At 70.7% G+C, this 16,917-nt stretch carries 15 protein-coding genes; 11 read left to right on the forward strand and 4 right to left on the reverse strand.

What is annotated here, in order from left to right; all coding sequences use genetic code 11:
- The first annotated feature begins 67 nt into the window (after window positions 1-67).
- The 5 genes from glgC (at window position 68) to cphA (ending at window position 7,464) form a co-directional block, all read left to right on the forward strand.
- The gene (glgC, locus tag AB4091_RS12495; protein WP_442292070.1) at window positions 68-1,327 is read left to right on the forward strand and encodes a glucose-1-phosphate adenylyltransferase; all 1,260 of its coding nucleotides are present in this window, start codon (window positions 68-70) and stop codon (window positions 1,325-1,327) included.
- The gene (locus tag AB4091_RS12500; RefSeq protein ID WP_442292071.1) at window positions 1,324-2,208 is read left to right on the forward strand and encodes an LLM class F420-dependent oxidoreductase; all 885 of its coding nucleotides are present in this window, start codon (window positions 1,324-1,326) and stop codon (window positions 2,206-2,208) included. Before glgC ends, AB4091_RS12500 begins: the two co-directional genes overlap by 4 nt.
- A 91-nt stretch (window positions 2,209-2,299) precedes the next feature.
- On the forward strand, window positions 2,300-3,556 hold the full coding sequence (gene serB / locus AB4091_RS12505; protein WP_442292072.1) for a phosphoserine phosphatase SerB: 1,257 nt from the start codon (window positions 2,300-2,302) through the stop codon (window positions 3,554-3,556).
- Window positions 3,557-3,565: 9 nt separating this feature from the next.
- On the forward strand, window positions 3,566-4,486 hold the full coding sequence (locus tag AB4091_RS12510) for a cyanophycinase (protein ID WP_442292073.1): 921 nt from the start codon (window positions 3,566-3,568) through the stop codon (window positions 4,484-4,486).
- A gap of 86 nt (window positions 4,487-4,572) precedes the next feature.
- Window positions 4,573-7,464: a cyanophycin synthetase gene (cphA, locus tag AB4091_RS12515; RefSeq protein ID WP_442292074.1), complete on the forward strand. Its 2,892-nt coding sequence runs from the start codon at window positions 4,573-4,575 to the stop codon at window positions 7,462-7,464.
- 205 nt (window positions 7,465-7,669) lie between these two features.
- Here the strand turns inward: cphA and AB4091_RS12520 are convergent, their stop codons facing one another.
- The 3 genes from AB4091_RS12520 to AB4091_RS12530 all read right to left on the reverse strand — a co-directional run bounded on the left by AB4091_RS12520 (window position 7,670) and on the right by AB4091_RS12530 (window position 11,548).
- Entirely contained in the window at window positions 7,670-9,919 is a 2,250-nt protein-coding gene (locus tag AB4091_RS12520) for a tetratricopeptide repeat protein (protein WP_442292075.1), read from the reverse strand.
- A gap of 51 nt (window positions 9,920-9,970) precedes the next feature.
- Window positions 9,971-10,732, reverse strand: a complete 762-nt coding sequence (fabI, locus tag AB4091_RS12525; protein WP_442292076.1) for an enoyl-ACP reductase FabI — start codon at window positions 10,730-10,732, stop codon at window positions 9,971-9,973.
- An 81-nt stretch (window positions 10,733-10,813) separates the two neighbouring features.
- A complete protein-coding gene (locus AB4091_RS12530) occupies window positions 10,814-11,548 on the reverse strand; it encodes a beta-ketoacyl-ACP reductase (RefSeq protein WP_442292077.1) in 735 nt (244 codons plus the stop codon).
- Between the two features lie 118 nt (window positions 11,549-11,666).
- Here AB4091_RS12530 and AB4091_RS12535 point away from each other — a divergent pair, with 118 nt between their 5' ends.
- Both AB4091_RS12535 and AB4091_RS12540 read left to right on the forward strand, forming a co-directional pair.
- Window positions 11,667-11,957, forward strand: coding sequence for a DUF3099 domain-containing protein (locus tag AB4091_RS12535; protein WP_442292078.1), 291 nt, complete (start codon window positions 11,667-11,669; stop codon window positions 11,955-11,957).
- A complete protein-coding gene (locus AB4091_RS12540; RefSeq protein WP_442292079.1) occupies window positions 11,954-12,199 on the forward strand; it encodes a hypothetical protein in 246 nt (81 codons plus the stop codon). Before AB4091_RS12535 ends, AB4091_RS12540 begins: the two co-directional genes overlap by 4 nt.
- A gap of 46 nt (window positions 12,200-12,245) precedes the next feature.
- Here the strand turns inward: AB4091_RS12540 and moaA are convergent, their stop codons facing one another.
- The gene (gene moaA / locus AB4091_RS12545) at window positions 12,246-13,268 is read right to left on the reverse strand and encodes a GTP 3',8-cyclase MoaA (protein ID WP_442292080.1); all 1,023 of its coding nucleotides are present in this window, start codon (window positions 13,266-13,268) and stop codon (window positions 12,246-12,248) included.
- A gap of 465 nt (window positions 13,269-13,733) precedes the next feature.
- Between moaA and AB4091_RS12550 the strand changes: the two genes are divergently transcribed.
- The 4 genes from AB4091_RS12550 to AB4091_RS12565 all read left to right on the forward strand — a co-directional run bounded on the left by AB4091_RS12550 (window position 13,734) and on the right by AB4091_RS12565 (window position 16,881).
- Window positions 13,734-14,150 (forward strand): nitroreductase family deazaflavin-dependent oxidoreductase, encoded by a 417-nt coding sequence (locus AB4091_RS12550; protein ID WP_442292081.1) that lies wholly within the window; start codon window positions 13,734-13,736, stop codon window positions 14,148-14,150.
- Window positions 14,151-14,275: 125 nt separating this feature from the next.
- On the forward strand, window positions 14,276-15,340 hold the full coding sequence (locus AB4091_RS12555; protein WP_442292082.1) for an ANTAR domain-containing protein: 1,065 nt from the start codon (window positions 14,276-14,278) through the stop codon (window positions 15,338-15,340).
- Window positions 15,341-15,472: 132 nt separating this feature from the next.
- The gene (locus AB4091_RS12560) at window positions 15,473-16,273 is read left to right on the forward strand and encodes an SURF1 family cytochrome oxidase biogenesis protein (RefSeq protein ID WP_442292083.1); all 801 of its coding nucleotides are present in this window, start codon (window positions 15,473-15,475) and stop codon (window positions 16,271-16,273) included.
- 44 nt (window positions 16,274-16,317) lie between these two features.
- On the forward strand, window positions 16,318-16,881 hold the full coding sequence (locus AB4091_RS12565) for a hypothetical protein (protein WP_442292084.1): 564 nt from the start codon (window positions 16,318-16,320) through the stop codon (window positions 16,879-16,881).
- The last annotated feature ends 36 nt before the right edge of the window (window positions 16,882-16,917 follow it).

A 16,917-nucleotide genomic window follows, 5' to 3' on the forward strand; every position in this document is an offset into this window, starting at 1 on the left:
GGAAAGCTCTGGCGATCTTGCGTGCTGAACCTGTCCGGCGGGGAGAGGCTGCCCTAGGGTGGCGAGCATGGCCCGACGAAGCCCAGCCGCTGGTCCGAAGGTTCTTGCGATCGTGCTCGCGGGCGGTGAGGGAAAGCGGTTGATGCCACTCACCGCCGACCGGGCCAAACCGGCGGTGCCGTTCGCCGGCATCTACCGCCTCATCGACCTCGCCCTGTCCAACGTCGTCAACTCCGGCTACCTCCAGGTCGTCGTGCTGACGCAGTACAAGTCGCACAGCCTCGACGCCCACGTCACCAAGACGTGGCGCATGTCGACGCTGCTCGGCAACTACGTGACGACCGTCCCGGCCCAGCAGCGCGTCGACAAGAACTGGTACCTCGGCAGCGCGGACGCCATCTACCAGAGCCTCAACCTCATGCACGACGAGCGACCCGACATCGTCGTGGTCGTCGGCGCCGACCACGTCTACCGCATGGACTTCAGCGCGATGGTCGAGCAGCACATCGAGTCCGGCGCGGCGTGCACGGTCGCCGCGATCCGCCAGCCGATCTCGCTGGCCAACCAGTTCGGTGTGATCGAGGTCGACGACCACGATCCGTCGAAGATCGCCGCGTTCCTCGAGAAGCCGAGCGACCCGAAGGGCCTGCCCGACAACCCCGAAGAGGTGCTCGCCTCGATGGGCAACTACGTCTTCACGGCCGACGCGCTCGAGGCGGCCGTCACGGCCGACCACGACGACACCGGCTCGAACCACGACATGGGCGGCGACATCGTCCCCTACTTCGTCGGGCGCGGTGAGGCCGGCGTCTACGACTTCAAGGACAACGAGGTGCCCGGTGCGACCGACCGCGACCGCGGCTACTGGCGCGACGTCGGCACCATCGAGTCCTACTACGACGCCCACATGGACCTGATCTCGATCCACCCGGTGTTCAACCTCTACAACTACGAGTGGCCGATCTACACTCAGCACAGCCCCTACCCGCCCGCGAAGTTCGTGCACGGCAGCGGTGACCGCATCGGTGAGGCGCTCAACTCCGCCGTCTCCCCCGGCGTCGTGGTCTCGGGCGCCCACATCTACGCGTCCGTGCTCTCGCCGCTCGTGCACGTGCACTCCTACGCGAGCATCCAGGGGTCCGTGCTGCTCGACGGCGTCCAGGTGCAGCGCCACGCGCAGATCCGGCGCGCGATCATCGACAAGAACGTCATCGTCCCCGAGGGGTGCCAGATCGGCATCGACCACGAGTACGACAAGGCGCGGGGCTTCCACGTCACCGAGACCGGCATCGTCGTCGTCGGCAAGGGCCAGGTCGTCACCCGGTGAGTCCCGACACCCCTGAGGCGCAGCCGGCGCTGGCGAGCTCCGCCGACCCTCGGCCGGCCCGCGTCGGCATCCAGATCCCGCCGCAGCACGCGACATGGGCCCAGATCCGCAGCACCGCGGCGGCCCTCGAGGAGATGGGTGTCGACGTCCTGCTCAACTGGGACCACTTCTACCCGCTCAGCGGTGACGCGGGCGGCCCGCACTTCGAGTGCTGGACGATGCTGGGCGCCTGGGCCGAGTCGACCCAGAACGTCGAGATCGGCGCGCTCGTCACGTGCAACAGCTACCGCAACCCGAACCTGCTCGCCGACATGGCCCGCACGGTCGACCACATGAGCGGTGGCCGGCTCATCCTGGGCATCGGATCGGGGTGGAAGCAGCTCGACTACGACGAGTACGGCTACGAGTTCGGCACCGCCGGCGGGCGTCTCGACAACCTGGCCCGGGACCTGCCGATCATCCGCGACCGCTGGAGCCGGCTCAACCCGGCACCGACCCGCGACATCCCGATCCTCATCGGCGGGGGTGGCGAGAAGAAGACCCTGCGCATCGTCGCCGAGCACGCCTCGATCTGGCACGGCTTCGGCGGCCCTGCAGAGATCGCCCACAAGCACCGCGTGCTCGACGACTGGTGCGCTCGCCGAGGACGCGACCCGCTCGAGATCGAGCGCTCTGCCGGGGTCGCCTTCGTGCCGGGTCGCAACCCCGACCAGTCCGGCGACTACGCCGGCAACGCCCAGCAGCTCCACGAGATCGGCACCCGCCTGTTCACGGCGAGCGTTGCCGCTGCCCACCCGGACCTGGCGCGCGTGCGCGACCTGCTCCAGTGGCGCGACGAGGTGAACGCGGCGGCGATGCCAGCGGCGCCCACCCCGGGCTGACCCTGGACGCAGCCGCCGGCACACGTTTCGCTGAGGCCGTATGCCGGATGGCGTGGTCGCGCCCAGCCGCGCGCTCAGTACGCTGACGCGCGTGACCGACGCGAGCCGCACCGACGGCACCAACGGACCGGACCTCCACACCCTCAGCGTCACGGTGACCGGGGACGACCGCCCCGGTGTCACCGGCACGCTGCTCGGCGCATTGTCCGGTGTGGACGCCGAGGTGCTCGACATCCAGCAGGTCGTCGTCCACGGCCACCTCACCCTGACCGTCCTGCTTCGCCCCGGCGCCCACGTCGACCAGCTCCGTGACGCCGCCGCAGTGGCGGCGCACCGCCTGGGACTCACGCTCACCGTCGTCGAGGGCACCGGCGACAACGCCCGCCCCCGGCAGGGCCGGGCCGCAGTCGTCGTGCTAGGCGCGCCGCTGAGCGCCGATGCCGTGTCACTCGTCACGACCCAGATCGCCGACCACGGCGCCAACATCGACCGCATCCGCCGGCTCTCGCGCTACCCCGTCACGACCGTCGAGTTCGACGTGTCGGGCGCCGACGTGCCCTCGCTGCGCCGGGACATGGCACTCGTCGCCGCGTCGGAGGCCATCGACATCGCCGTGGCCCCGGGCGGTCTCGCCCGGCGAGGGCGCCGCCTGGTCGTGCTCGACGTCGACTCGACCTTGATCCAGCAGGAGGTCATCGAGCTGCTCGCCGCCCACTGCGGACGCGAGGCCGAGGTGGCGGAGGTCACGGCCCGTGCCATGTCCGGCGAGCTCGACTTCGAGGAGTCGCTGCGCGCGCGCGTCGCAACCCTCGCCGGCCTGCCCGCCACCGTCCTCGACGAGGTCCGTGCATCCGTGCAGCTGACGCCGGGGGCGCGCACCCTCGTGCGCACACTCAAGCGACTCGGCTTCACCGTCGGCCTCGTCAGCGGCGGCTTCATCGAGATCGTCGGCGACCTCGCGGCCGAGCTCGGCATCGACCACGCCCGCGCCAACCAACTGGAGATCGAGGACGGCTACCTCACCGGTCGGATCCTCGGTGAGGTCGTCGACCGGGCCGGCAAGGCACGCGCCCTGCGCGAGTTCGCCGAGCAGGAGGGCCTGCCCCTCAGCCGCACCGTCGCGATCGGCGACGGCGCGAACGACCTCGACATGCTCGACGCGGCCGGCCTGGGAGTCGCCTTCAACGCCAAGCCGATCGTGCAGGAGCAGGCGCAGACCTCGGTCAACGTGCCCTACCTCGACTCGGTGCTCTACCTGCTGGGCATCTCCCGCGAGGAGATCGAGGAGGCCGACATCGACGACGGCACGCCGACCCAGGCTCCGCCGGTCCCCCACGCCGGTCACTAGGCTGGCGCGATGCAGACCGCGCCTCCCTCGTCAGCAGCCCCGCACCCTGACGGCATCCGGCGCACGCTGCTCGTCATCGGCGGCGCCGAGGACCGCATCGGCCGGTCGGTCGTGCTCAAGCGCTTCGTCAAGCTCGCCGGTGGTCGTCGCTCGCACATCGTCGTGATCCCCACGGCGTCCTCGTTCGCCGACGAGGTGGCCGAGGCCTACCGCGACGTCTTCACTCGGCTTCGCGGCGGCGACGTCTCGGTGGTCAACCCGGCGACGCGGCGCGACTCGAGCGACCCCGCGATGGTCGAGGCCCTCGACACCGCCACCGGGGTCTTCCTCACCGGCGGCAGCCAGGTCAAGCTCTCCCAGAACATCGTCGGCACCCCGGTCGGCGACGCCATCGTGCGCGCGTACGAACGCGGAGCCGTCGTCGCCGGCACGTCGGCGGGCGCGTCGATCATGAGCCGCTACATGATCTCGCTCGGCGAGGAGGGGCTCACGCCACGGCAGCGCGCCAGCCAGATCTCGGCCGGCCTCGGTCTCGTCGAGGACGTCATCATCGACCAGCACTTCGACCAGCGCGGTCGCTACGGCCGGCTCATGTCGATGGTCGCTGCGTCGCCGAACCTGCTCGGCATGGGCATCGACGAGAACACGGCCGCCGAGATCCGTGGCGGCACGGTGCTGTCGGTCATCGGGGCCGGGTCGATCTTCGTCGTCAACGCCCGCAACGCCATCACCGACGCCCCCGACGCCAGGCGCGGTGCGCCGCTGCTCGTCTCGGGCGCTGTGGTGCACTCGCTGCCGACGGGCAGTACGTTCGACCTGGGCCACGTCGAGCTGACCGCGTTCGTCGAACGTCACCCCGACATCGAGGGCGCGGTCGTCCCGGCGAAGGTCCGCGCGGCGCGCTCGTCGACGAGCAGCGCCGCTCACTAGTCCAGCCAGTCCCGCCCGTCCCTGAGAGTACGGTCGAGCGCGAGGTGCCCCTGCGGCATACGGCACGACCACGTAGGAGGAGATCCATGGCCATCGAGGTCCCCACCCCCACAGGCCCGGCCCGACCGGACCTGACGATCCTCGAGACCCGGATCTACCGTGGCCCCAACGTCTGGTCGTACCAGCAGGCCATCCACCTCGTCGTCGACCTCGGCAGCCTCGAGGAGTACCCCACGGTCTCCCTCGACGGCTTCACCGACCGGCTCGTCGAGCTGGTGCCGGGGCTCGAGCGGCACACGTGCTCACTCGGCCGGCGCGGCGGCTTCATCGAGCGGCTGCGCGAGGGCACCTGGCTCGGCCACGTCGCCGAGCACGTCGCCCTCCAGCTGCAGACCCTCGCCGGTCACGACTCGCGTCGGGGCAAGACGCGCGCGGTCAAGGGCCGGCCCGGGCACTACAACGTCGTCTACAGCTACATCGACGAGACGGTCGGTGTCGCAGCAGGCAAGCTCGCGGTGCGCCTCATCAACCACCTCGTCGACTCCGAGGACGGCTTCGACTTCGAGACCGAGTTCGACGCGTTCCTCAAGCAGGCCGAACGGGTCGCCTTCGGCCCGTCGACGGCAGCCATCCTCGAAGAGGCGGCCTCGCGCGACATCCCGTTCATCCGGCTCAACTCGGGGTCGCTCGTCCAGCTGGGCCAAGGCGTCCACGCGCAGCGCATCCGCGCCACGATGACCTCCAAGACCGGGGCCCTCGCCGTCGACATCGCCGGCGACAAGGACCTCACGACCCGCCTCCTCGGCTCCGCCGGGCTCCCCGTGCCCAAGCAGGAGGCCGTACGCACCCTGCGCGGCACGCTCGACGCGGCCCGGCGCATCGGCTTTCCCGTGGTGGTCAAGCCGCTCGACGGCAACCACGGCCGCGGCGTGTGCCTCAACCTTCAGAGCGACGAGGAGGTCGAGAAGGCGTACGACATCGCCAAGGGCGAGTCGCGCCGCGGCACCATCATCGTCGAGTCGTTCGTCACGGGGCGCGACTACCGGTGCCTCATCGTCGGTGGGCGTATGCAGGCCATCGCCGAGCGCGTGCCGGCGCACGTCGTCGGCGACGGCACGCACACCGTCGGCGAGCTCGTCGACATCACGAACTCCGACCCCCGCCGCGGAGTGGGCCACGAGAAGGTGCTGACCAAGATCAAGGTCGACGGCAACGCGCTCGAGATCCTCGCCGGCCAGGGGCACACGCTCGAGTCGGTGCCGCCCGAGGGCGAGATGGTCAAGCTCGCGCTGACGGGCAACATGTCGACCGGCGGCATCTCCATCGACCGCACCTTCGACGCCCACCCCGACAACGTCGAGATCGCCGAGGAGGCCGCGCGCATGGTCGGACTCGACGTCGCCGGCATCGACTTCATCTGCCCCGACATCACCTACCCCGTACGCGAGACCGGTGGGGCGATCTGCGAGGTCAACGCGGCCCCGGGGTTCCGCATGCACACGCACCCCACGGTCGGCGAACCGCAGTTCATCGCCAAGCCCGTCGTCGACCTCCTCTTCCCGCCGGGTGCCCAGGCCCGCGTGCCGATCGTCGCCGTCACCGGCACCAACGGCAAGACGACCACCTCGCGCATGATCGCCCACATCTTCAAGGGCCTCGGCCGCAAGGTGGGCATGACCTCGACCGACGGCGTCGTCATCGACGAGCGCCTCGTCATCAAGGCCGACGCGTCGGGCCCGCGGTCAGCGCGCATGGTCCTGCAGAACCCGCGCGTCGACTTCGCGGTCATGGAGGTCGCCCGCGGAGGCATCCTGCGCGAGGGACTCGGCTACGACCGCAACGACATCGCTGTCGTCACCAACATCGCGCCGGATCACCTGGGAATGAAGGGAATCGACACCCTCCGCCAGCTCGCCGACGTCAAGGCCGTCATCGTCGAGGCCGTGCCGCGCGACGGGTTCGCGGTGCTCAACGCCGACGACCCGCACGTGCGCAACATGCGCCGCCGGTGCTCGGGCGGCATCGTCTGGTTCACGATGTCCGAGCCCGGCAGCGAGGTGCGCGAGTTCGTCGACGACTACTGCCGCCGAGGCGGTCGAGCGCTGGTGCTCGAGCCGAGCGAGCGCGGCGAGATGATCGTCATCAAGCACGGCCGCCGCAGCATGCAGCTCGCGTGGACGCACCTGCTGCCGTCCACGTTCGGTGGTGCTGCCCGCTTCAACGTGGCCAACGCCCTCGCCGCGGCCGGTGCTGCCTTCGCCGCCGGTGCACCCCTGCACGACATCCGTCAGGGCCTGCGCACGTTCGCCACGACGTACTACCTCTCGCCGGGGCGCCTCAACCTCGTCCAGGTGGGCAACGCCGACGTGTTCGTCGACTACTGCCACAATGCGGCCGGCATGAAGGAGCTCGGTGCCTTCGTCGACCGCTACGCCGAGCAGAAGCAGGGACAGGCCGACCTCGGACGCACGTCACGCATCGGCATGATCGGCGCGGCCGGTGACCGGCGTGACGACGACATCCGCGAGCTCGGCGCCGTCGCCGCCCAGCACTTCGACGTCATCGTGGTGCGTGAGGACGCACGCCTGCGTGGTCGCAAGCCCGGAGTCTGCGCCGAGCTCGTGGCGGAGGGTGCACGCCAGGCCATGGCCGAGGGTGCCCGCTGCCGCCAGGTCGAGATCGTGCTCGACGAGCTGGAGGCCACGAGGCACGTGCTGGCGCGCACCAACCCGGGCGACCTCGTCGTCATGTGCGTCGACCAGCACTCGATGGTCGTCGCCGAGCTCGAGGAGCGCACGAAGCACGCTCAGGCAGGGGCCCGCATCGGCACCCCGGCTGCCGCCACGAGCGACCCCGACCTCGACCCGAGCACGCTCACCGAGACGGCCGAGGCCGAGGGCGACGAGGCGGAGGGGGAGGCACTCGGTGCCGTCCCGGCCGAGGCCCAGGCCGAGATGGCCGACGACACCGCCGTCTGACCCGCTCCGGGCTGCCTACGCGCCGTCGGTGGGTTCGAGCCAGACGTCCCAACGCAGACTGATCCGCGGAATGATCCACGACAGGGTCAGTCCCCGGATCAGTCTGCGATCGCTGCTGCCCCGACGACAGCTACTGCCGACTGATCCGCAGCCTGACGCACCGGGACGGTCAGTCTGCAGATCAGTCGGCGGATCAGTCGGCGGGTCAGTCGGACGCGGGGGCGAGCTCGTCGGCATAGGCGCGTAGGGCCCGGCGGTAGCTCTGGGTGTCGACGTCGGTCGTCGCCTCCAGCGTCGCCCGGATGAGGTCGGCCACCGCCTGGCGCTCCTGCCCGAGGTCGGCCTGGACCAGCGCCCGCAGCATGAGTGCGGCGGTGTTGTGGGATCGAGCCTCGAGCACGTCGTTGACGAGGGCCAGGGCCTCCGCGGCACGCCCGACGACGCGCAGGCTCGACGCGAGCTGCAGCTGCGCCCGGTGGCGGTGCGGCTCGCGCAGACCGCCGGCGAGGGCCTCCTCGTAGAGCCCGATCGCGCCCTGCTCGTCACCGGTCGCGTCCTTGGCGCCGGCGAGCTCGAAGACGAGGCGTGGGTCGCCCGGGTGCGCGTCGACCAGACGCTGTGCGGCGGCGATCCTGGCCGGCTCGTCGTCGGTCTCCCAGAGCGCAGCGATCTCGGCCTCGAGCTCGTGCTCTCCGCGTGCGGCCACGACCTTGCGCCGGATCGCGCGGGCGTCGTCGACCTTGCCGCCGTGGTCGCGGATCCAGCGGTCGACCTCGGTGCGCTCGGCGTGGCACATCAGGGCGATGACGTCACCGTCGAGCGCGTGCGGCACGAGGGCCTCCACCGCCCCGAGCTCCGTGTCGTATTCGGGCACGTCGAGCACTCCGACCTTGGCGAGACCGTCGCGGAAGAGCCCGAGCAGCTCGTCGGGCTGGCGTCCACGGAGGTAGTGGCGGGCGATCTTGAGGACGACCTCCTCAGCGCCGTGACCGGCGATCTCACCCATCGCGGTGATCGCCTCGTCGGCACGGTCGCCCGCGCAACCGAGCCCCAGCCGTACGGCCCCACCCGGAGCAGCGAGACCGCGCGCGACGTCGAGGAGGGCCTCGAGGCCGGCCTCGTTGTGCGCCATGTCGACGATCACGGTCGCCTTGCCACCCTGCGCCAGCGGCAGCGAGTAGGTGTTGAGGCGACCCCAGTTGTGCTGGGGATCAGGCGCGAAGGTGCGCAGCCCCTCGACCACCGCGGCACGCGGCACGCCGAGGCCGAGGGCGGCGGCCGCACCGGCCAGGGCATTCGCGATGTTGTTCTGCGACAGGCCGCTGAGCGTCATCGGGACGTCGACGATCTTCACGAGGCGGTCGGGGTCGCCGTTCTGCGACAGGACCACGATCTCGCCGTCGAGCACCGTGATGCCCCGCCCACCCGCGTTGATCGACTCCCACAGAGCCGGCGACGCCGGGTCCAGACTGAAGGCCCACGGCTTGGCCTTGATCCCGAAACGCATCGCCCAGACCCGGGGGTCGTCGCCGTTGAGCACCACCCAGCCCTGCGGCTTCGTGACGGTCGTGACAATCGCCTTGACCTCGGCGAGCTGATCGAGGGTGTCGATGCCCTGGAGTCCGAGGTGGTCGGCGCTGACGTTCGTCACGACGCTGACGTCGTTGGCCGTCACGCCCATGCCCTTGAGCAACATGCCGCCGCGGGCCGTCTCGAGGATGCCGATGTCGAGACCGGGGGTCTCGAGCACGCCGCGCGCACCGGCGGGACCGGAGAAGTCGCCCTCCTCCTTCGTCTCGCCCATCACGACGACACCGTCGGTCGAGCTCCACGCCGTCGTCAGGCCAGCCGTCATGCACATGTGCGCCATCAGGCGGGTCGTCGTCGTCTTGCCGTTGGTGCCGGTGACCGACGCGACGGGAACCGTGGGCGTGATGACGCTGGGCCCCGGCCCGTCAGGGGCGGCCATGATGACGGAGGCGACCTCCTCGATGACGTCGTCGACGCGACGCGAGCTGTCGAGCAGGCCCGCCATGACGGCACCGAACTGCTCGCCCGCAACCCGTCCGCGGGTGCGGTGCACCCACGGGAACGCGAGCACGACGTCCTCGACCGTCTGCCCCGCCCGGACGCGTACGCCGAGACGCCCGGCACCGATCTCGGTGCCGACGCGACGCGTGACGTTGCGGATCAGGCGCATGACGAAGCGCTGGCGCAACGCCGTGCCGCGCCTGCCCGGGCGGGCCGAGCGCATGCCCAGTCGACGAGCCAGGGTCTCGGCCTCGGTGCGCTTGAGGTCTAGGTAGCCGGGCAGGTGCAGGATGACCTTGATGGCGGGCCGCGCGAAGTAGAGGTTGGGTCCGTCGAGGACCCGCACCTCCTCCACACGGACCGGTGCCACCGTGTCGGGGTCGTTCGTCGTCAGGGTGCTGGACTCGGTCCCGGCGTGAGGCATGGGCAGGACTCTAGCGAGAGCAGCCGGGCCATCGCCCGGGCACCTGCGCGGTCACTGCCCCATCGCGTGGACGCCGCCGTCGACGTGCACGATCTCGCCGGTCGTGGCCGGGAACCAGTCGGAGAGCAGCGCGGCGCACGCCTTCGCAGCCGGCACCGGGTCGTTGACGTCCCACCCGAGGGGCGCGCGCTCGTCCCAGATCTGCTCGAACTGCTCGAACCCCGGGATCGACTTCGCCGCGGTCGTGCGGATCGGGCCGGCCGCGACGAGGTTGCAGCGCACCGACTTCGGACCGAGGTCGCGGGCCAGGTAGCGGTTGGTCGACTCGAAGGCGGCCTTGGCGACGCCCATCCAGTCGTAGACCGGCCAGGCGAACTTGGCGTCGAAGGTCAGACCGACGACGCTGCCGCCATCGGGCATGAGCGGCAGCGCGGCGACGGCCAGCGCCTTGAGGCTGTAGGCGGAGATCTGCAGTGCGGTCGAGACGTCCTCCCACGTGCCCTCGAGGAAGTTGAAGGCACCCTGAGGCGCGAATCCGATCGAGTGGAGCACGCCGTCCAGCCCGTCGACGTGCTCACGCAGCCGGTCGGCGAGCGTGTCGAGGTGCTCCTGGTCGGCGACGTCGAGCTCGATCACGACCGGCGTCTCGGGAAGTCGCCTGGCGATGGTCTGCGTGATCTTCATCGTGCGGCCGAACGAGGTGAGGATGACGGTCGCACCCTCCTCCTGCGCCAGCTTGGCGACGTGGAACGCGATGGAGCTGTCCATGAGGACGCCGGTGATGAGGAGCTTCTTGCCTTCGAGTATTCCCATGCCTGCAACTTTCTCGAGTAGGTGGGGACGCTTGGTGCGCAACGACATCGACGGCATACGGCCGTATGCCGTCGGGTGGGCTCAGTGCCCCATGCCGAGGCCGCCGTCGACGGGGATGACGGCGCCCGTGATGTAGGCGGCGTCGTCGCTGGCGACGAAACGCACGACCGACGCGACCTCCTCGGGCGTCGCGAAGCGGCCGGCAGGGATGTTGGAGAGGTACTGCTTCTTCTGGTCGTCGGGAAGCACCGCGGTCATCTCGGTGTCGATGAACCCCGGCGCGACGACGTTGGCGGTGATGCCGCGGCCGCCGAGCTCGCGCGAGATCGAGCGGGCGAGGCCGACGAGGCCCGACTTGGAGGCGGCGTAGTTGCTCTGACCCGGCGAGCCGTAGAGGCCGACGACACTGCTGATGAGGATGATGCGGCCACGGCGCTTGCGGATCATGCCGGTGGCGGCCCGGCGGGCGCAGCGGAAGGCGCCGGCGAGGTTGGTGTCGATGACGGAGTCGAACTCGTCGTCGCTCATGCGCATCAGGAGGGTGTCGCGCGTGATTCCGGCGTTGGCCACGAGCACCTCGACCGGCCCGCCGAAGATCTCCTCGGCGGCGGTGAACGCCGCATCGACGGACGCCGAGTCGGTCACCTCGCAGGTGACGCCCTGAAGGCCCTCAGGTGGCTGGCCCGACCGGTGGGTGATGACGACGCTGTCGCCGGCCTCGGCAAAAGCCCGTGCGATCGCGAGGCCGATGCCGCGGTTTCCCCCGGTGACGAGCACGTTGCGCGCCGTGGTTGCCGTCTCCGCCGTCGTTGACACAGTGCGTTCCTCCATCCGTCCGGCCGTGCCGGAGTCTCGGTCCTGCCCCGAAACCTAACGGACTACCGAAGGGTAGACAGCACGCTGCATGCGTGCTGGACGGGCTTATGGTTGAGGGGTGCCAAGAGCCCACCACGAACCCGTCGTGCACAGCGTCACGTCGGCGCCGACCTCCACGACCGACGACCAGGACAAGCGCATCAAGCGCTACCTGACGATGATGGGCATCCGTGTGGCCCTCTTCGGGCTCGTCTTCGTGACGTCGGGCTGGGTCCGCTGGGCGGCCGTGATCGGCGCCGTGATCATCCCCTACATCGCCGTGGTCATCGCCAACGCGGTCGCGCCGCAACAGCCGGGCGACCTGCAGGCGGTCACGCCGCGAGACGACACCCGCCGCATCGAGCAGTGAGCGACCTGTTCGGCACGCCTCCCCCGGCGGGCGTCGCAGAGCACGTATGCAGCGCGAAGGGGTGCCGCGCGCGGGCTCGGCACGCGGTGGTCTGGAACAACCCCAAGCTGCACAAGCCCGAACGCCGCAAGGTGTGGCTCGCGTGCGACGAGCACGAGACGTCGCTGGCAGACTTCGTGGCGCTGCGCGGCTTCCTCATCGAGATCGTTCCGGTCGAGGCGCTCACCGACGCCGACGGGTAGACAGGTCCTGCGCCGAAGGCCGCGGCCGGGAGGGCCCGGCGCGGGGTCAGCCGCCGATGGCGGACATCGGCCGGTCGGGCTGGACGAAGTCGGGGTCGCCGATGCCGTGGCCCTTCCGCTTGCGCCACATCTCGCCACGCATCAGGGCGAGCAGCTCGTCGTCGGTGGCACCCTCGCGCATCGGACCGCGCAGGTCGGTCTCGGTGTTGGAGAAGAGACAGTTGCGCACCTGCCCGTCGGCGGTCAGACGGGTGCGGTCGCAGGCCGCACAGAAGGGAGAGGAGACGCTCGCGATGATGCCGACGGTCTCGGGACCACCGTCGATGAGGAAGCGTTCGGCGGGGGCGCTCCCCCGGTCCGCTGCGGGCAGCGCCGTCAGCTCCCACCGTTCCGAGAGGCGGGCATGGATCTCGCCCGCGCTGATCATGCTGCTGCGGTCCCAGGCGTGCTGCGCGTCGAGCGGCATCTGCTCGATGAACCGCAGCTCGTAGCCACGCTCGAGACACCACGCGAGCACGTCGGCGACCGAGTCGTCGTTGATGCCGCGCATGGCGACCGCGTTGACCTTGACCGGCGTGAGCCGGGCGTCGGCGGCCGCCTTGAGGCCTGCCTCGACGTCGGCCAGCCGGTCGCGGCGGGTCAGCTGGGTGAAGGTCTCGGAGTCGATCGTGTCGAGGCTGACGTTGACGCGGTCGAGCCCGGCGCTCTTGAGCCCGATCGCCACGCGCTCGAGACCGACGCCGTTGGTCGTCATCGCGATCCTGGGCCGAGGCTCGAGCGCCGCGATGCCGGCCACGAGCTCGACGAGGGAACGTCGGAGCAGCGGCTCGCCGCCGGTCAGACGCACCTGGGTGACACCGTCGTGCACGAAGAGGCCGATGAGCCGGAGCATCTCCTCGTCGGTGAGCATCTCGGCCCGCGGCATCCACGGCAGGCCCTCGGCGGGCATGCAGTAGGTGCAGCGAAGGTTGCAGCGGTCGGTCACCGACACGCGCAGATCACGCGCCACCCGGCCGAACTGGTCGGCCAGGCCTGCCGGTCGAACACTCGGGTCGGGAAGGGCGGTCATGGGCTCCACTCTAAGCCGGGGACGGCACGGTCTCGCAGACCTCGTGGTTCGTCTGAACGGCCCGGGCTCTGAGACAGTCCTCTGGATGGACCGTCGGGTGCCGGCCGCGCTCCTCATCACCGAGAAGACAGCACGTGCCCACCACGGGCGGGTGCTCACCCAGCTCCGGGCGGCGTACCGGTCCCTGGACCGGCCCTCCGGCGTGACTAGCGCGTCCAGTCGTAGAGGGCGTCGGCCAGCCGGTGCGCCAGGTCAGCGGTGCCGATGATCGCGACGGCCAGGAGGGCCAACGCGATGATGAGAGGCACGTAGTAGGCGAACCGCCTTGACCTGTCTCGGGCCACACACCATTGAACCTCCCTCGGACGCAGCGGCGCCACGACTGCCCGAGCTCGTGGGCCGGAAGCTCGTTCCACACGGCCCGACGTAGAGTTGCCGGGTCGGTTCAGTCGAGAGGATCGCGCCATGCATCCCGACAGCTCTCTGAGTGACACCACCAGGGCCGCGCTCTACCACAGCCAGCTCATCGACCTCACGACGACGGGTCGGCGGACCGGTCGTCAACGGCGCATCGAGATCTTCCTGCACCACGACGACGACCGCTTGTTCATCACCGGGATGCCGCGGGCCGATCGAACGCGGGACTGGATCCGCAACATCGAGGCGGATCCCCATGTCGTGCTCCACCTGAAGCAGTCGGTCGTCGCCGACGTGCCGGCCACGGCGCGGGTCGTCACCGATCTCGACGAACGCCGACCTCTCATCGAGGCGGCTGCAAGGCGGTGGCGGCGCACCGACGTGCCGGAGATGCTCCGGCACAGTCCACTCATCGTCCTCACGGTCGATCGGACCGGTGAGCAGTTGGGACGTCAGCACCAGTGACGACGAGGGGCTGACGCGGCCACGGCCACAACCGCGATGTGCACTGCTGGCATGTGTCCACCCCGGTCGGACCTGCGGGCATAGAGTCCCAAGCAGGGCGCTGACGTGGAAGGGGGCCCGATCCGATGGCTGAGCCCGCACCCGCCGAGGAGAGCCAGTGGGCCGCTGACAAGCGCGACTTCGTCGCCGATCGTCGAGACGAGCTCGCCGCCGAGCGAGATGCTGCTGCCGACGCGCGGGACCTCACGGCCGATGAGCGGGAGTCGGCTCTCGACGAGCGGGAACGGCGACTCGATGCGCGCGCGGCCGAGCTCACGGTCAGTCCCGACACCGCCGAGCGAGCGGAGCGTGCCGAGGCGCGTGCAGCTCGGGAGGAGGCCAGGCGCAGCCGCGGGGAGGCGCACGCTGATCGTGAGGTGGCCGCTGACGCGCGTGACGAGGCCGCCGAGCGACGGCTGGCGGAGACGCCGACGACGAAGTTGGCGGCGACGTTCGCCGCCATCGCCGAGAACCTCTACGGCGCGGACTCGTACGACGCGGTCCTCCTGCGCATCGCCGAGGCCGCGGTCAGCACCGTGGCCGGCTGCGAGATGGCCAGTGTCACCCTCGGTGAGAGGGGTGTCTACCGGACGGCGGCCTCGACGGCAGCAGAGGCATCGGCTGCCGACCAGGCGCAGTACGACGCCGGCGAGGGGCCCTGCCTGGACGCCGCTGGCACCCCGCTCGTCTACGCGCCGACGTTCCCGGACCCCCGCTGGCCGTCGCTGGGGACCCGGCCGGTCGAGCTGGGTGTGCGGTCTGCGGCCTCCTACCGACTCGCGGCGGCGCACTCTCCGATCGCCGGCACCAGTGGCTCGTTGAACCTCTACGGCACCGAGACGACTGCCTTCAGCGCCGAGGCGCAGGAGATCGGGCTCATCCTGGCGGCGCACGCCTCGATGGCGGCGGCGGTGGTGCGCGAGCGCGGCCACCTGCAGGACCAGGCGCAGAACCTGAGCGAGGCCCTGTTGACCCGAGATGTCATCGGTCAGGCCAAGGGCATCCTCATGGAGCGCCTCAAGCTCACACCGGAGCAGGCGTTCGACGCCCTTCGCCACTCGTCGAACCGTCTGAACGAGAAGCTCCAGGCGGTGGCTCGCCTCATCACCGAGACCGGCGAGTACGACACCAGCGAGATCACCCGGACCTGATCGACCACCTGCAGACCGAGGCGTCGGCGAGGGCATCGGCGAGGGCGTCGGCGAGGCACTGGGGCACATCGAGGTCACCCCGCGGCGGAGACCGGTATCCGAGGCCGCCTCGACGACGGGTACCGTCGATGCGTGCTTCGACTCTGGCTCACGCGGCGGTGGCTGCTGGGCACGCTCGTCGCGGTCCTCTTCGGGGTCGCCTGCTTCTACCTCGGCCTCTGGCAGTGGCACCGCCACGTCGAGCAGCGCACCAAGGTCGACGCCATCGCACGCAACTACGGCGCGTCCCCGATCGCGTTCTCGCCTGGCCTGGTCGGCACGGGTCTCCCTCAGGAGCGGCAGTGGACCCGCGTCTCCCTGACGGGCGCGTATGCCGCGGGCACCGACCTGCTCGTGCGCAACCGCACGCTCGACCAGACGGTGGGCTTCGAGGTGCTGACGCCGTTCCAGGCGGACGGCGTCACGATCCTCGTCGACCGGGGCTGGGTGCCGAACGCGGAGGATGCCGAGACGAGCCCGCCCGTGGACCCGCCGCCGAGCGGCACCGTCGAGCTGACGGGCTGGCTCCGGACCGGCGAGGTCAGCCTCGGCCGCGACCTGCCCCGCCCGCAGCTGGCCAGCATCAACGTCGCCGACGCGCGAGTGCAGGTGCCCGCGCTGGGTGACCTCGACGCGTACGTCGTGCTGGGCACGCAGGCGCCCGCGCCTTCGACCGGGGGTCACCCCGTACGCGTGCTCCCCCGCCCGGAGGAGGACCTCGGCCCGCACCAGGCGTACGCGTACCAGTGGTGGCTCTTCATGCCGGGCGGTCTCGTCTTCGTCGTCCTCGCGATCCGCAGGGAGGCCGAGGCTGCGCGGGAGGAGAATGAGCCGACCGGGTCGCGACCCGCCAAGCCGAAGAAGGTCCGCATCTGGGACGAGGAGGATGCCTGAGTGACACCCCGCTCCGATGGCGCACACCTGATGGCCTCGAACCCGTGACGACACCACCGGCCGTCCTCGAGAGGCTGCTCGTGCGCCCCACGCCGGGCGAGAGAGAGGCAGCACTGCCCGGGGACGGGCTCGTGGCGGCCGACGTGGTGATGGATCGCGCCTTCACCGTCTCCGCACCTCCCGTACGCGTGTGGCCGTGGCTGGTGCAGCTCGGCAAGGAGCGCGCGGGCTGGTACCTGCCGCGTTCCGTCGAGGGGGTGGTCCCGTCGTCGCGGCGCGCCCTGCGGCGCATCGAGCCGGAGCTCCAAGGTCTCTCGGTCGGCGACGTCATCCCGGACTGGGGCGGGGCGGACGCGACCTTCACCGTCGCCGAGCTCGAGCCGGCCTCGCACGTGCTCTTCACCTCGACACGCGGTCGGATGCACCTCACCTGGTGCATCCGCCTCAAGGCAGCTGGGCCGGACAGCACCCGGGTGCACCTCAGGCTGCGGCTCGGGCCGGTGCGGCACCGGCGGGTTGCCCACAGCCTCGGCGGGCTCGTCGACCTCGCGACCATCGCAGGGCTGGCCGCCGGCCTCGAGGAGCGGGTCACGAACGAGGCCGCCTGAGCCGCGCCTCAGACCGGGCCCCTCGCACTCGTGCAG

The sequence above is a fragment of the Terrabacter sp. 2RAF25 genome (genome assembly GCF_052115265.1).
GTDB lineage: Bacteria > Actinomycetota > Actinomycetes > Actinomycetales > Dermatophilaceae > Terrabacter.

Excerpts from the sequence above, each read along its gene's own strand:
- fabI (WP_442292076.1), bottom strand. The coding sequence starts at position 10,732 with ATGGGAATACTCGAAGGCAAGAAGCTCCTCATCACCGGCGTCCTCATG.
- AB4091_RS12510 (WP_442292073.1), top strand. The coding sequence starts at position 3,566 with ATGCAGACCGCGCCTCCCTCGTCAGCAGCCCCGCACCCTGACGGCATC.
- cphA (WP_442292074.1), top strand. The coding sequence starts at position 4,573 with ATGGCCATCGAGGTCCCCACCCCCACAGGCCCGGCCCGACCGGACCTG.
- AB4091_RS12520 (WP_442292075.1), bottom strand. The coding sequence starts at position 9,919 with ATGCCTCACGCCGGGACCGAGTCCAGCACCCTGACGACGAACGACCCC.
- moaA (WP_442292080.1), bottom strand. The coding sequence starts at position 13,268 with ATGACCGCCCTTCCCGACCCGAGTGTTCGACCGGCAGGCCTGGCCGAC.
- glgC (WP_442292070.1), top strand. The coding sequence starts at position 68 with ATGGCCCGACGAAGCCCAGCCGCTGGTCCGAAGGTTCTTGCGATCGTG.
- AB4091_RS12550 (WP_442292081.1), top strand. The coding sequence starts at position 13,734 with ATGCATCCCGACAGCTCTCTGAGTGACACCACCAGGGCCGCGCTCTAC.
- AB4091_RS12555 (WP_442292082.1), top strand. The coding sequence starts at position 14,276 with ATGGCTGAGCCCGCACCCGCCGAGGAGAGCCAGTGGGCCGCTGACAAG.